This window comes from Candidatus Amarolinea dominans, from assembly GCF_016704685.1.
Classification (GTDB): Bacteria; Chloroflexota; Anaerolineae; order SSC4; family Amarolineaceae; genus Amarolinea; species Amarolinea dominans.
Genome location: NZ_JADIZS010000051.1, coordinates 1 through 14604, shown reverse-complemented (window position 1 = coordinate 14604; position 14604 = coordinate 1). Strand labels below are relative to the sequence as shown.

Genomic DNA, 14604 nt, shown 5'->3' with positions numbered 1-14604 from the left:
ACAGGGAAGGCAGGGGCGCAGCGTCCTGGTCAGGTCGCCTGCGGCCTGCTCGAGCACGCGCTGGTAGAGCGCCTGGGTGCGGGGATGGGGATCAACGTTCAATTCCCGGCGCAGCAGCGCGGCGCAGCGGTGATAGGCGTGCAGGGCTGCGGCGCGGTCGTTGTTCGCGAGGTGCAGGTGCATCAGGCGGCGGTGGTTGGCCTCCATCACCGGGTCGGCGGTCAGCAGGCGCTCGGCGCAGCGGAGCGCCGGGTCGAACTGGCGCCCGGCTTCGTATTCAGCAGCCAGGCGCTGCAGGCTCTGCAGGAACATCTGGCGCAGCCGTTCGCGCGGCCGCATGATCCACTCATCGTAGCAGGTGGGCAGCAGATCGCCGCTGTAGAGGTCCACGGCGGCCTGCAGCGCCTTGCTGTCGTGGGCGACCCCGAGCGCGGCCTCGAAATCGGCCGCGTCCAGGTGAAACGGCCCGTCGCCGCGCCATTCGACATGATGTTGGTCGAAGCGGAGAAAGCGATCGGCATCGGGTAAAGCCCCGCGCAGGCGATGGAGCAGGGTGCGCAGGTTCGAGCGGGCCTGGGCATCGGTGGTGTCGGGCCAGAAGTGGCAGGCCATCTGCTGGCGTTCTTGGGGAACGCCGGGCCGCAAGACGAGGAAAGCGGTCAGCGCCTGCAGCCGCGGCTGATCGAACGCGGTCAGCGCTTGTGCGTCACAGGTCAGGGAGAAGTATCCCAGGAGGTGGATGTGCAGTGCCCCAGCGGGGTTCATGTGCAGAGCTTCCTTGATGTTGCCGCAGCGGGTGTAATCCCACGGTCGAAAGGACCACTCGTATTATAGCATAGATCAACAGCGGTTCCCGAAACCGCCATCGGTCGTGCGCGCATGATCGAAATGCAGCCTGGTCTGGCGGAGTGCAAAGTGCAGAGTACAAAGTTGCGCGGCCAGACCATCGAGATCGGCTGTCCTTCCCACTTTGCACAGAGGCCGTTGGAGGCCGGCTGGCTCGACACCATCACATCCAGTTGCGCAAAAACAATGGCGCAGTTATACTGTGGGCGGTGTCAGGCTGTCCGCCATACCCATCGTGCATGCTGAGACCTGACACACCTGCAGATCCCCCCATGCGATTGACCCCCGCGCCCGCCTGTGCCACAATCTGAGGCAGCACGCTGCCGCTAACCACCATATCACCGTGAGGCGCCCATGCCCGCTCCTGCCGAGATTGTCCAGCTCGTCGAGCTCTTCCAGCGCAACTACGACCAGTACTGCGCACCTTCCTTCAGCGAGGCCGCGGTCCGCCACCAGTTCATTGACCCCTTCTTCGCCGCACTGGGCTGGGATGTCAACAACACCCAGGGCTTCGCGGAGCAGTACAAGGAGGTGGTGCATGAGGACAAGGTGCTCGTCGGTGACGCCACCAAGGCGCCCGACTACTCTTTCCGCATCGGCAAGGAACGCAAGTTCTTCGTCGAAGCCAAGAAACCCTCGGTAAACATCAAGCACGACATCGAACCAGCCTATCAACTGCGCCGCTACGCGGAGCGCCAAGCTGCCGCTCTCCATCCTGACCGATTTCGAGGAGTTTTCGGTCTACGACTGTCGCATGCGACCCGACAAAAGCGACAAAGCTGCGACGGGCCGCATTCTGCTGCTGAATTTCACGGACTACGTCGCGCTGGGATGAGATCGCCGGCATCTTCAGCAAGGCTGCGGTGTGGCAGGGCGCGCTCGACAGGTTCGCCGTGGCGAAGGCCGGCAAGCGCGGCACCGCCGAGGTGGACGACGAGTTCCTGGCCGAGATCGAGCGCTGGCGCGAGCTGCTGGCGCGCAACCTGGTGCTGCGTAACCCTCATCTGCGCGGCCACGACGTCAACTGGGCCGTGCAGCAGACCATAGACCGCATCGTCTTCCTGCGCATCTGCGAGGCGCGCAACCTGGAGACGTACGAGCAGCTGCGCGCGCTGCTCAACGGCGGCCACACCTACGCGCGCTTGTGGGAGCTTTTCCGTCGCGCGGACCTGCGCTACAACTCCGGGCTGTTCCATTTCAGCGAGGAGCGGGGTCGTGCCGAAGCGCCTGACACCCTCACCCCGGGTCTGGAGATTGATGACAGGGTGCTCAAAGATATCATCGAGCACCTCTACTACCCGCAAAGTCCCTACGAGTTTTCGGTGCTGCCAGCCGACATCCTGGGCCACGTCTACGAGCGCTTCCTGGGCAAGGTGATCCGCCTCACCCCCGGCCGGCAGGTCAAGATCGAGGAGAAACCGGAGGTGCGCAAGGCGGGCGGCGTCTACTACACGCCCACCTACATCGTGGACTACATTGTGCGTCAGACGGTTGGCCCCCTGCTGGAGGGGAAGACCCCTGCCCATGGGCGGTCGCCAGGGTCGCCCCCACGCGTCGCGGATATTGCCTGTGGATCGGGATCGTTCCTGCTGGGCGCGTACCAATACCTGTTGGACTGGCACCTCGCCTATTACCTCAAAGAGCCTGAGCGCTGGCTGAAGGGCAAGCGCCCTGCCCTGGAGCGAGTGAGCGGCAGCGCAACCCGGCTGACCATCGAGGAGCGCAAACGCATCCTGATGGACCACCTCTACGGTGTTGATATTGACCCGCAGGCCGTGGAGGTGACCAAGCTCCGCTGCTGCTGAAAGTGCTGGAGGGCGAAGGGGTGGCCGGCCAGCTGTCGCTGGGCGTGGAGCGCGTGCTGCCCGACCTGGGCCGCAACATCAAGTGCGGCAACTCGCTGATCGGCCCGGAGTTTTACGAGGGCAAGCTGGATCTGCCGGACGATGAGACCGTGGGGCGCGTGAACGCGTTCGACTGGAAGAAGGAGTTTCCGGAGGTGATGACCGCCGGCGGGTTCGATGCGGTGATCGGGAATCCGCCGTATGTGTTGCATCCAGGACGAGGATGCGCGCCGATGGAGGTGGAGCACTATCGCAAAAGTACGCGCGTCCTGCAAAGTGCAACCTACCACCTGTTCGTCGAACAGGGGGCAAGGGCTCGCGCGTTGGGCGGGTACTGCTCGCTCATCACGCCCTCGAACTTCCTCAAATAACTACCTGGCGCCTCTTCGGGAAATTCCTACTGGAGTTCTCGACGATCCGCGACAATCGTTGTTATTGACCAACCGGTGTTTGAGGGCATCAGCGTTGACAATGCTATTTTCGTAGTATCCGCGGGTGCGGGCAGTGCATCGGCCTTCTCATTGGCTCATGCTGTTCCGGGCGAAGGCGGATTGAAGTTCACGAGCGCCCAAAACATGTCAGTGTCGGAGGCGTTGGCGCACAAACAGGTGCTTTTTGTTGGCCAAGCGACGGGTGCGTCGAGCGACCTATGGAATCGGATACGGGGAAAAGGCCGTCCTCTCGGTGAACTGGCAGATGTGAATTTCGGGAAGCAACTACGAGATCGCTCGGTGTTTCTTCAGGACGTGATTCAGCTCGCGCCAGGGATGCCGACACCTCTTACACACCGCCTGTGTTACACCGGCAGAGACGTTACCCGATATCGCCTTGAATGGAGTGGGCTGGCCTGCCTGAACAGCGAAATTGCGCGGGCGGCTGCTGGGATAGCGATAAGCATCAGGCAAAAAACAAGCTTCTGACTCGCCAAATCGGGACCTACCCGGTCTTTGCTCTTGATCCGATGGGATATGACTGCCTGAACACGATGTTCATGGTCAACCTACATCCAAGCGCTTACTCGGCGTATTACATCTTGGGATTGCTAAACTCCAAAGCCTCTCTCAGCGTATTGGCTGCATCAGTATTATGACCAGAGGAGAACATTCCCGAAGATCAAGGGTACCTACCTCAAAGAACTACCCATCCGCACCATCAACTTCGCCGACCCCGCGGACGTCGCGCGGCACGACCGGATGGTCAGCCTGGTCACGCAGATGCTCGATCTGCACCAGAGTCTGGCCGCGGAGGGGGTGCCGCACGCGAAGGCCGTGCTGCAGCGGCGCATCGAGGCGACCGACCGCCAGATTGATGCGCTGGTGTATGAGCTGTATGGGTTGACGGACGCGGAAATCGCGGTGGTGGAACAGGAAGGCGCGAAGGGGTTGGAACACGAAGGCGCGAAGTGACGCGAAGGTCGCGAAGCGCGAAGGCCGCGAGTACGATTCTACATCCCCCACACGGTGATCGGTCGGTCCTGGTACCGTTCGATGCGCCGGAAGATCTTCTCGTCCCACGTCCGGCTAGAGTCGCGATCGAAAATGACCAGGTGTCCGGCTTCCGCGGCGCAGCGATCCATGTACTCCCACGTCTGCTGTAATCCTTCAGCGATGGTTGTTTCCAGCGACTTGTGACGCAGCTTGGTTTCGACGACCACCTTCTGCACCGGTCTTGGTTCGACTTCCCCGTAAGGCCATAGGATCAGCAGGTCGGTGCGGCCATGCCCCAACCCGTACTCCCGCTCGATGCGGCCGCCGCCATTGACAATGCGCTGCAGGAAGGCTTGCAGCAGGAGCTGCGGCCCCGCTTCCTTGTAGTCGAAGCGCTCCACCCAATGCTCGGAGTGCTCGCGGAAAAAAGATTGGAACGCAGCGATCAGCTTGTCAACCTCCAAACGACCATCCGGCAGGATATACCAGGCTGCAACGAGGGTCATGCCGGTCTGGGCGTCCCAGGTCAGCTCGCGGGGAATCACTTCCTGGTAGATGCGGTTGGCTAATTGCAGCGCCCCCGTCCGGTCCTGCCGAACCAGGCCCAAGTCAACCACGTACTGCACGTCGTCAGCGCGAAACTGTTTTCCGAACACCTCACCAACCAGGATCGGTTCGATCACGCGGCGCACGCGTGGTTCCTTGAGTTTGTCGGTCAACTGGTCCAAGTGCGTTTCCCTACGTAAGATGATCGCCTCTTTGGCTTCGAGGATCAGTTCCGCGGTGATGGGCTGGTCGCGGTCACGGGTGTCCGGCATCTGAAAGCAGGTTTCGTAGCCCAGCGCATTGACCAGCCAGGGCTGCCCCTGCGTCAGATCCCAGGCCAGGGCCAGGGCCTCGGGCGTGAATGGCTGGCCTGTCTCGGTGGTGTGCTGTTGGTAGAGCGTCTGCATTTCGGCCTGGCTGAAGTCCCCCAGCCGGAGCGAAGCCGCTTTGATGTTGAAGGCGCTGCCGCCCGTGATGATGGTTTTCTCCTGTTCGGAGTGGATGCGATAGTCGCGCACGTCCCGCACGCCGCATAAGATCACGCTTTGTGGAAATGCTGCCGGCCGCTTGGCGTAGCCGCTGCGTAATTGGCGCAGAACCGAGATGAGGGTGTCACCTACCAGGGCGTCAATTTCATCTATCAGCAGAACGGCCGGTCGCGCTGGTTCGCGCCCAGCCCATAGGGTCAAGGCAACGTCCAGTACGGAGAACTCGCCGTAACGGGCGAGGATGTCGTTGGCGTTGTCCAGGAAGAAATGGTCCTGCAGCGTAATGGATTCCCACAACATGAGTTCGGCGAGAATAACGCGCATGGCTGCACGCACATCTTCGCGCGGCCTGGGCGCTCTCAACGTTGATATAGAGACAGCGATAGCGGCCAGTCGCGTTGAGGTGATCGCGCAAGGCCAGCAGCAGGCTCGTCTTGCCCACTTGCCGCGGCGCGTGCAGCACGAAGTATTTTTTCTGGGCGATCAGGGTCAAAATCTCATGCAAGTTCACCCGGCCGAGCGGGGGCAGGCAATAATGATCCGCGCAGTTGACCGGCCCGGCGGTGTTGAAGAAACGCATAGCAGGACCTCCGATCCCTGTTCTGAAAAGGCTTGATACGAGGTCCGGTCACGATGCCCGACCCGCACCATGCCGTCCTCGACATGGCTCGTATTATAGCATGGATCAACAGCGGTTCCCGAATTGCCTGCGCTGAGGTAACTGCTGGGTCTGCCTGGAATTCAGACAGGATTCACAGGATTGACAGGATATTCGAACTCTCGTGCCGATAGTTTTGCACACCACAGAGCAAGAATCCTGTACATCCTGTTCATCCTGTCCAAATCGGCCTGCAGCATTACGCGGCGCCCAGACCGGCGTGCGGACCTTGCAGGGGCACGTCGGGAATGACGGCGGCCGGGCGGCCGATCTGCACGGCGACGCCCTGCGTGTCGCGCAGTTCATCGCTCATGCCCAGTTCGTCGAAGATGCTGGTCGCGCGGAAGTGACAGTCCACCGCCCAGGCCATCTGGCCGGTGCGGTCGTAGAGGCGCCGCAGGCTGAGGTAGGTGCGAGCCAGGTCAGGACGGGCGCGAATCTGGCGCAGCAGGTCCAGGCTGGCGATGAGCGCCTGCTCCACGGCCGGCCAATCGGGCGCAGGTTGGCGGGCCAGGGCATCGCCCAGCAGGCGCAGCGCGACCCCGGCCGCCCAGCGATCGCCGGCCGCGCGCGCCAGGTCGAGCGCCTGCTGCGCCCAGGCGCTGGCCGCGGCGGCCTGCCCTGCAGCCAGGTGAGCTTCGGCCAGGAACAGATGGGTGAGGTGGAAAAAAACGCGGTAGCCGGTCTCTGTGGCCCAGGCCAGCGCCCGCGCCAGATAGGGCTGACCGGCCTCCAGCCCGTCGAGCGCACAGGTGGCCCGTCCCCACAGGTTTGCCACCATGAAGCAGTGGGGCGAGAGACCGGTCTCTGCGCAGGCAGACAGGATTGGGCGCAGGGTGGCCAGGCAGCCGGCGTAGTCGCGCCGCGCGGCCAGCACGAACGCGAGCTGCATGCGGGCCACGATGAGGGTGGTGCTGTGGCCGCTGACCTCGGCCAGGGTCACGCCGTGCTGGCATTCCTCCACGGCCCGACCCCAACTGCCGACCCGCGCCCAGGCCACGCCCAGATAACCGAAAACGATCGCCATCTCCGGATGAGCGGCCGGCGGCTGCGCCAACTCCAGGTAGTGCTTGAGATAGACGATGGCATCATCGAAGGCGCCGGTGGCAATGGCCGCGCGCGCCAACATGCGCAGCGATGCGGTCCGCAACTCCGGGTCGCCGGTGGCATCGGCCGTGCGTTGACCACGCCGCGCATATTCGGCCGCCAGGGCGGGCTGTCCTTGCAGCCAAAAAACCTGCGCGGTGCGCTGATAAACCTTGCCCAGGCGCGGCTGATCGTCCAGGGTCGCGGCCAGGCGCTCCGTCTCGGCCAGGATCGTCTGCGCGTGCGCCAGCTCATGCGTGAAGCTGTACGCGGTCGCGAGCTGCAGATTGAGATCAATACGGGTGGCGCCCTGTTCAGCCGGCGCCGCGTGTTGCAGCAGGCCCACCGCCTGCAGGCCCAACTCACGGGCGCTGGCATACGAACGCACACGCAGCGCCTGCTCACCCGCGGCAATCAGGTAGGGCAGCGCCTTGAGCGGCGCATCGCCCTGGCTGAAATGGTAGGCCAGGGTCGCGGCGTCGGCCAGGTCACGATCAAGAGGCGCCGCGGCCAGCACTTCGGCCACGCGGCGATGAACCCAGCGGCGCCGCGCGCGGTTCATCTCGTTGTAGGCCACGGTGCGAATCTGCGCATGGCTGAAATCGTAGCGGGGCGTGGCTGCGGCCAAACCGTCCGGCTCCGTGCGTTCGCGCACGATGCCGCGTCGCAGCCAGGCTTCCAGGCTGCTGATGACCTCCGCGGCCGGCTGCTCGCTGACCTCTTGCAGCACGCTGAAGCTGAATGCCTGGCCCATCGCGGCCGCGATGCCGAGCAGTTGACGGCTGCCGTCGCTCAGGCGGTCCAGGCGGGCCTCGATGACGTTTTGCACACGCAGGGGCAGGGCAAAGGGCGACCGGCGCCCGCCCGGTTCGTGAGTCAGCAGCCAGCCGGCCCCGGTCTCGTGCAGCGCCTGGACCGTTTCCACCACGAACAGCGGGTTGCCCTCGGTTTCTTCATACAGGCGCTGCAACTGCACCGCGCTCAGGTGCAGCCCAGGGGCGAGCGCGTCAACCAACTGCACGGTTTCGCTGTGACTCAGACGCGCCAGGGGCAAGCGCAGCAGCCAGCCCTGGCGCTGCAGGCCGCGCACGATGGGCGCCTGGTCGCTGTTCAGCAGCTCCGGCTGGCAGGTCAACGCCACCAGCAGCGCTGCTCCCGCGCAGCGCCGCGCCAGGTAAGCCAGGAAGTGCCAGGTGGGCTGATCGGCCCACTGCACATCTTCCAGCAGGAGCATGAGCGGCCGGCGTTCGGCCAGGCAGAGCAGAAAACGCCCTAACCCCTCCAGCAGATGGTGCAGGTCCCCATGATCCGCTCCCATCCCGCCCTCGGCTGTTGGTGTGGACAGACCGGGAAAACGGGCCGCCACTTCCGGCAGCAGCGCGGCCACCGGCGCCAGCCAGCCCGGCGGCGGCGTGAACCAGGCCCAATTGACCATCGCCAGACCGCTGCGCAGCGCATCCACCAGCGGATGGAAGGGCACCATGCCTTCGAACTCGCGGCTGTGGCCGCTGAGCAGCGTCAGCGCCTGACCGCTCTGCCACCAGGCCTCCTGCAGCAGCCGCGTCTTGCCGATGCCGGACTCCCCTTCGACCAGCACCATGCTGCCGCGGCCGGCCTGCGCATGGGCCAAACGCGCGGTCAACTCGCCCAGGTCAGCCGTGCGACCGACAAAGGGCGCGCCCGCCGGTGGTTGCAGCGGCAGGCGCGCGGCGTCCACAGGAGAGCGCCTCCGCCCTGCAGCGGGGGGCAGAGCAGGAATTCCCAATGTGGTCGCTGAAGACATTTGGAATGGAGGCTTTAGCCGGTTTGGCGGGGGCAGAGCGTTGAACGGCGGCGGCGGCGCGTGCGTCTCCTGCCAGGCGCCGGCGCGCATCTCCGCGGCCATGGCGGTGGTGGCGGGCAGCGGCGCGGCGTCCAGTTCATCGGCCAGGGCCTGGCGGCAGCGCTGATACTGCTGCAGCGCCTGCGTGCGTGCGCCAGACAGGTAATAGAACGCCATCAGGCGGGTGTGCGCCGCCTCGTGCCAGGGTTCAAGGCGCAGAAGTTGTTCCGCGGCGGCGATGGCGTTGGGGAGATCGCGGCGGCCGTGATGGAGGTCTGCCAGCTGCTCCAAAGCCTGCATGGCGCGCTGACGGGCGTGCAGCCGCGGGGCCTGGCACCAGTCATCCAAAAGATCGGCCAGCAAATCACCGCGATAGAGCGCGACGGCCGACTGCAGGGCGTACACAGCAGTCTCCGCGGCGGACGATGGCGCGGCTGTGTCCAAAAAATCCTCGAAGCGCTGCATGTCCACGTCGAAGGCAGCCCGCGGGTTGAGTTGCACCGTGCTGCCTTCAACCAATACCAATTCCTCGGCTGCGGCCAGCGGTTCCAGGGCGCGGCGCAGGCGGTGCAGATACTGCCGCAGATTGCGCCGCGCGGCCGTCTCCGGCGCATCGGGCCAGAAGAGGAGCGCAAGCTGGCGGCGGTCGGCCGGCCGGTCACGGTGCAGCAGGAGGTAGGCGAAGAGGGAGCGCGTGGTGGGAGAGCCGAGATCGAGCGGCGCTGCGCCCAGGGCCGGCGCGATGATCGTCAGGTCGCCGAAGAGCCAAACCTGGGCAAGCGCAACCGGCGGGGACCCGTTCGTGATAGGTGGTGTGGGGCGATCCGGCTGATGTGGTGACAAGGGTGCTCCTGCGGTTTCTCATTCAGCGTCGTCAGCTCGACTGCGACGAGTATACTGTTTTGGCGTTAGAAAGTCAATCAGAATCCCGTGCAGAGAAAACGGGGGATTTTCTGCCACGAATTTCACGAATTGGTTGTTCGTATCACGTCTCCACGCCCTGGGGTTGAATTTCTAAACGCCAAGACGCAGAGACGCCAGGGCGCAAAGGGCTTCTGTTTCCTTGCGTCTCCGCGTCCTGGCGCCCTTGCGTTGAATTCCTAAACGCCGGGGCGCAAGAGTCGCCAGGGGCTTTGACCATTCCCTGCGTTTCGGGTAGAATCGAAGTATCGAGATCAGATAAGAAAAGGATGACAATGTGCGCATAATTCTTTACACCGGCAAGGGCGGCGTGGGCAAAACCAGCATCAGCGCAGCCACCGCCCTTCATTGCGCCGATCGTGGCCTGCGCACGATTGTGCTGAGCACCGACCCGGCGCATAGCCTGGGCGATTCGTTCGATCTTCCGCTGGGCAACGACCCGGTGGCGATTGCCCCCAACCTCTGGGGTCAGGAGATTGACCTGCTGCACCAGATGGACCGCCACTGGGGGAAGGTGCAGGATTACATCTCCGCCATCTTCGCCTGGCGCGGCATGGACGAGCTGGTGGCTGAGGAGACCTCGGTCCTGCCCGGCATGGAAGAGCTCGCCAGCCTGATGCAGATCAACTGGCTGGCCGACAGCGGGCAGTACGATGTCATCATCGTGGACTGCGCGCCCACCGGCGCCACCCTGCAGCTCCTGGCCTTCCCCGAACTGGCGCGCTGGTATCTGGACAAGATCTTCCCCTGGGAACGGCGCATGATCAAAGCGGTCGCGCCGGTCATCAAGCGCATGACTGACATGCCGCTGCCCAGCGAGGAGTTCTTCGACTCAGCCGAAGACCTGATTGTCCAACTGGAAAAGATCAACAAGCTGCTGACCAATCCCCAACTGACGTCGGTGCGCCTGGTGCTCAACCCGGAAAAGATGGTGGTCAAAGAGGCGCAGCGCGCCTACACCTATCTCAACCTCTACGGCTATGCGACCGATGCCGTCGTCTGCAACCGCATGCTGCCGAACGCCGTCACCGATGCCTACTTCACGGCCTGGAAAGAGGCCCAGGCCCGCTACCATAACCTGGTGCAAGAATCGTTCGAGCCGCTGCCCATCTTCGACGTGCCCCTGTTCGACCAGGAAGTGGTGGGTCTGGAGATGCTGCGGCGCATGGCGGCCTCCGTCTTTGGCGACAACGTGGATCCGACCCGCATCTTCTACGTGGGCAATCCGCAGGCGGTCACGCTGGAGGGCGGCGTCTACAAGCTGACTTTGCCGCTGCCGTTCGTGGAGCGCAGCCAGATCAAGCTGACGCGCAGCCTGGCCGATGAGCTGATCATCCATATCGGTAACTGGAAGCGCAACCTGAGCCTGCCGCGCGCCCTCGCCAACCTGGCCGTCAGCGGCGCCAAGTATGAAGAAGACCGCCTGGTCGTTTCGTTCAACGGGAAGGTAAAGTAGCGCCATGCAACCACCGGTGTGGCAGAAGTACCTGACCGATTATAATGAAGGACTGGGCCTGGTCTACGAGCGCTTCGTGCTCAATGATTTCCTGGCCGATCTGCGTGAGCGCTACGGCATCCAGACTGTGCTGGAGGCGCCGCTCTACGGCATGGCCGGCGTCAGCGGCATCAACAGCGTGGGGCTGGCGCAGGCCGGCTGCCAGGTGACGCTGGTGGATGACAACGCCGAACGCCTGGCCGGCGTCAAGCGCATTTGGGGCGAGTTGAAACTGCCCATGACGCCGGTGCTGATTCGCGGCGGGGGCGACGGCGGTTGGGGCGCGCTGCCCTTCGCCGACCGCAGTTTCGACCTGGCCTGGTGCTGGGCCGCGCTCTGGTATCTGCCCGACGCGGCCAGCCTGCTGGCCGAACTGGCGCGCGTCAGCCGCCGCGTCGTCTTTGTGGCCATGCCCAACAACCTGCAGGTGGGCTACTGGATGCGCAAGCTGTTGATTGACCGCGACTTCTTCAGCACCGTGGACGAGCGCTGGGTCAACATCGGCCTGATCAAGGACACCTTGCGCAGCCAGGATGTGCGCCTGGTGGAGCAGGGCGTCCTCGACGTGCCGCCCTGGCCGGACACCGTCATGCCGGCCAACGAGGTGCTCAAGCGCCTGGGCATCCGCTCCCGCAAGCTGGAGAGCCAGTTCACCGGCGACAACTGGACCTGGTCCACCATGGCCTACTACCTGGGGCAACAGCCTGACCTCTACGACCGCGTCATCAAGTACGCCTGGCTCGACCATGCCCCGCTGCCCTGGCAGATCAAAGCGATTTGGGCGCACCATCGCTACGTGGTGGGCGTCGTGGCGTAGTAAGGAGGAAACAGCATGACCATCGCAGTCAAACGACCGCCGCGGGTGATTCGCACCACCCGTGACTTGCTGCCGCCCGACCTGCGGCGCCGCAATGGACGTAGAGGACTACGCGCCTGCCGGACGACGGCAACGGTACGAAGTCATCGAAGGAGTGTTACATGACCCCTCGCCCCCCTGGCCATCAGGGCCGGGATTCAGCCTGATGACCTTCGTCAAACAGCACAAACTGGGACTGGTCTTGCATGCGCCGTTCGATGTCGTCCTGCCAGGCGTCGCCACGCCGGTGCAGCCCGATCTCCTCTTCGTCCGCCAGGCGCGCATCGCAGACATCGTGACGCCCAAGATGATCGTTGGCGCACCCGACCTGGTTGTCGAGATTTCGTCGCCAGGCCGGCGCCCCGACCGGCTGACAAGTCGCCGCTAAAAGCCGGGTGCGCTGTGGCTGGTTGACCCCGGCGCATCGTCTACAGCCTGGAAAACGGCGCGTACCAGGCGCTGGGCGCGTGGGGCCAGGGCGAAATCGCCGCGTCGGCCGTCCTGCCTGGCTGGCGCGTGGCCGTAGATGAGATCTTTGCGCCGCCAGCATGAAGCGCCTGCTCGCCAAACGCGCCGCGGCCTGGCTGCTGTTGATCGTCCTGGCGCTGGCCGCGTTCCTGCGCTTCTGGCAGATTGACCGCTTCCCGCTCGGCCTCTTCGGCGATGAGGCGGTCAACGGGTTGGATGCGCTCGATGTGCTGGCCGGCCGCGGCGCCATCTTCTTTCCGGCCAACTTTGGTCGCGAGGGTGCGCACATCTGGCTGGTGGCCGCCTCCCTACGCCTGTTTGGCGTCACCCCCTTCGCCGTGCGCCTGCCCTCCCTGCTGGCCGGCATCCTCACCGTGGCCGCCGCGGCCTGGCTCGGTCATGAGATCGTCGCCGCCCGCCGCCGCAGCGCCCCCGGCGATCGGCCGCTGGACGCCTGGCTGCCGCTTCTCGTGGCCGCGTACACCGCCACCTCCTACTGGCACCTCCACTTCAGCCGCTTCGGCATCCGCGGCATCTTCACCCCGCTGTGGGCCGCCCTGGCCTTTGCCGCGTTCTGGCGCGGGGTCAACCGCGGACGCACGCGCTGGTTCGTCCTCAGCGGCCTCTGCCTGGGCGCGGGCGTGCATTTCTACACCGCCAGCCGCTTCGTGCCGTTCGCCCTCGTCATCTTCCTGGCCCTCCAAGCCGGCCTGTCCTGGCTCAGCCGCGCCGCAGCCGTCCGGCCCGCGCCGCTGCTGCGCACATTTTTCGGACCGCTGCTCTGGGCCGCGCTGGCGGCTGCGTTGGTGGTCGCGCCGCTGGGCTATTATTTCCTCACCCATCCCGGCAGCTTCGCCTCGCGCGCGGCCACGGTTTCCGCGTTCAACGCCGGGGTGGGCGGCGTCAGCCCCCTGGCGCGCATGGCGCAGGCGGCCGTCGCCAACATCGCCCAGTTCTTCATCCCCGGCCAGGGCGACCCGGCCGCGTTCTACAACCTGCCGGGCCGCGCCGTCTTCGACCCGCTGACCGCGCTCCTGGCCCTGCTCGGCCTGCTGCTCTGCCTGCGCCGCTGGCGCCAGCCGGTCTACCTCTTCCTGGCGTTGTGGCCGCCGCTGCTCCTGCTGCCCACCTTCCTGGCCGTGGATCGCTTCCCCACCCTGCCCCGCGCGCTCGGCGTCATGCCCGGCATCTTCATCTGGGCCGCGCTGGGTTTGGAGGCTGTGCTGGAGTTCGGGTTCCTGAACAGGCGAAAAACCCGAAGTCTCCTGATCATCCTGGCCGCCCTGCTGGCGCTGACCGTGCATGGCGGGCTGGCCGTGCGCGACTATTTCTTCGTCTGGGGGCCCTCGGACGCCGCGTTCGAGGCTTTCGACGGGCATGAAACCAGCAGCGCGGCCTGGCTGGCCTTTCACCCGCAGCCCGCGCCGGTGTACCTCAGCGCGGACCTCTACCGTCATCCGGTCATCATGTTCCTGCTGGAGCAGACGCCACTGACCGACTTCTTCAGCCATCGCAACCCCGGCCTGCACTGGTTCGACGGCCGGTCGGCGCTGGTTCTGCCGCCCGCTGGCGTCAGCGCGACCTATGTCTTCAGCGGGCAGGCGCAGGCGCCGCCGGCCGTGCTGGACGCCTGGCTGCCGCAGCGCCAGGTGATCTACGATGTCCTGGCGCCCGGCGGTCAACCGGCCACAACCGTGCTGCAAGCCACGCCAGTGGAGACGGCTGGCGGCCTGGCCGCGCCCATCGCCTTCCGCAACGGCCTGACCCTGACCGGCTTCAGCATGAGCGCGCCGCCGGGGCCGGGCGCGGCCGTGCAAATCACGCTGACCTGGCAGATCGAAAGCGCGGCGCCGGTTCCTGGCATTTCCAACTACAACGTGCGCGTGGCGCTCCTGGTCGGCGACCGTCCCTGGGCCGGCGTCGAAGTCCCGCTCCCCTACCGCCCGGCCGAATGGGCGCCGGGCGAACGCCTCAGCACCTGGCACCCGCTGACCCTGCCGCCCGACGCCCCCGCGGGCGCGTATGAGTTGGCGGTCGCGCTGGTGGACGACGCGGGTCAGATCGTGCCCCTGAGCGATGGGGCCGCGGAGGCGCGGCTGGGGCCTCTCCTCATCCCCTGACCCCTTCTCCTCTCCGCCATACGGAGA

The 14604-nt window shown here is 65.1% G+C and carries 11 protein-coding genes and 1 pseudogene; 8 read left to right on the top strand and 4 right to left on the bottom strand.

The genetic code is table 11. The features are described 5' to 3' along the window. Positions 1 to 63: 63 nt before the first annotated feature. A pseudogene (locus tag IPF85_RS22765) lies at positions 64 to 612 on the bottom strand (BTAD domain-containing putative transcriptional regulator); the annotation flags it as partial. Positions 613 to 1041: 429 nt separating this feature from the next. Continuing rightward, positions 1042 to 1545, bottom strand: a complete 504-nt coding sequence (locus IPF85_RS22760; RefSeq protein WP_343410346.1) for a hypothetical protein — start codon at positions 1543 to 1545, stop codon at positions 1042 to 1044. Positions 1546 to 1709: 164 nt separating this feature from the next. Between IPF85_RS22760 and IPF85_RS22755 the strand changes: the two genes are divergently transcribed. From IPF85_RS22755 to IPF85_RS22745, 3 genes are all read left to right on the top strand, one after another. Beyond that, positions 1710 to 2651 (top strand): N-6 DNA methylase, encoded by a 942-nt coding sequence (locus IPF85_RS22755; protein WP_343410345.1) that lies wholly within the window; start codon positions 1710 to 1712, stop codon positions 2649 to 2651. A gap of 20 nt (positions 2652 to 2671) precedes the next feature. Beyond that, on the top strand, positions 2672 to 3061 hold the full coding sequence (locus tag IPF85_RS22750; RefSeq protein WP_343410344.1) for an Eco57I restriction-modification methylase domain-containing protein: 390 nt from the start codon (positions 2672 to 2674) through the stop codon (positions 3059 to 3061). A gap of 822 nt (positions 3062 to 3883) precedes the next feature. Beyond that, positions 3884 to 4096: a hypothetical protein gene (locus tag IPF85_RS22745; RefSeq protein ID WP_343410343.1), complete on the top strand. Its 213-nt coding sequence runs from the start codon at positions 3884 to 3886 to the stop codon at positions 4094 to 4096. Between the two features lie 38 nt (positions 4097 to 4134). Here IPF85_RS22745 and IPF85_RS22740 read toward each other — a convergent pair whose 3' ends face one another. Then, complete coding sequence (locus IPF85_RS22740) at positions 4135 to 5475, bottom strand: ATP-binding protein (protein ID WP_343410342.1); 1341 nt, start codon at positions 5473 to 5475, stop codon at positions 4135 to 4137. Here IPF85_RS22740 and IPF85_RS22735 point away from each other — a divergent pair. Continuing rightward, complete coding sequence (locus IPF85_RS22735; RefSeq protein WP_343410341.1) at positions 5474 to 5767, top strand: hypothetical protein; 294 nt, start codon at positions 5474 to 5476, stop codon at positions 5765 to 5767. The two genes, IPF85_RS22740 and IPF85_RS22735, sit on opposite strands and share 2 nt — an antisense overlap. 241 nt (positions 5768 to 6008) lie before the next feature. Here IPF85_RS22735 and IPF85_RS22730 read toward each other — a convergent pair whose 3' ends face one another. Further along, positions 6009 to 9560: a BTAD domain-containing putative transcriptional regulator gene (locus tag IPF85_RS22730; protein WP_343410340.1), complete on the bottom strand. Its 3552-nt coding sequence runs from the start codon at positions 9558 to 9560 to the stop codon at positions 6009 to 6011. Positions 9561 to 9915: 355 nt separating this feature from the next. On the opposite strand from IPF85_RS22730, the gene IPF85_RS22725 reads away from it, so the two are divergent. From IPF85_RS22725 to IPF85_RS22710, 4 genes are all read left to right on the top strand, one after another. Continuing rightward, positions 9916 to 11094, top strand: a complete 1179-nt coding sequence (locus IPF85_RS22725; RefSeq protein WP_343410339.1) for an ArsA family ATPase — start codon at positions 9916 to 9918, stop codon at positions 11092 to 11094. A gap of 4 nt (positions 11095 to 11098) precedes the next feature. Further along, positions 11099 to 11950, top strand: coding sequence for a methyltransferase domain-containing protein (locus IPF85_RS22720; RefSeq protein ID WP_343410338.1), 852 nt, complete (start codon positions 11099 to 11101; stop codon positions 11948 to 11950). A 94-nt stretch (positions 11951 to 12044) separates the two neighbouring features. Beyond that, the gene (locus tag IPF85_RS22715) at positions 12045 to 12377 is read left to right on the top strand and encodes a Uma2 family endonuclease (protein WP_343410337.1); all 333 of its coding nucleotides are present in this window, start codon (positions 12045 to 12047) and stop codon (positions 12375 to 12377) included. Positions 12378 to 12537: 160 nt separating this feature from the next. Continuing rightward, entirely contained in the window at positions 12538 to 14577 is a 2040-nt protein-coding gene (locus IPF85_RS22710) for a hypothetical protein (protein WP_343410336.1), read from the top strand. Positions 14578 to 14604 lie beyond the last annotated feature (27 nt).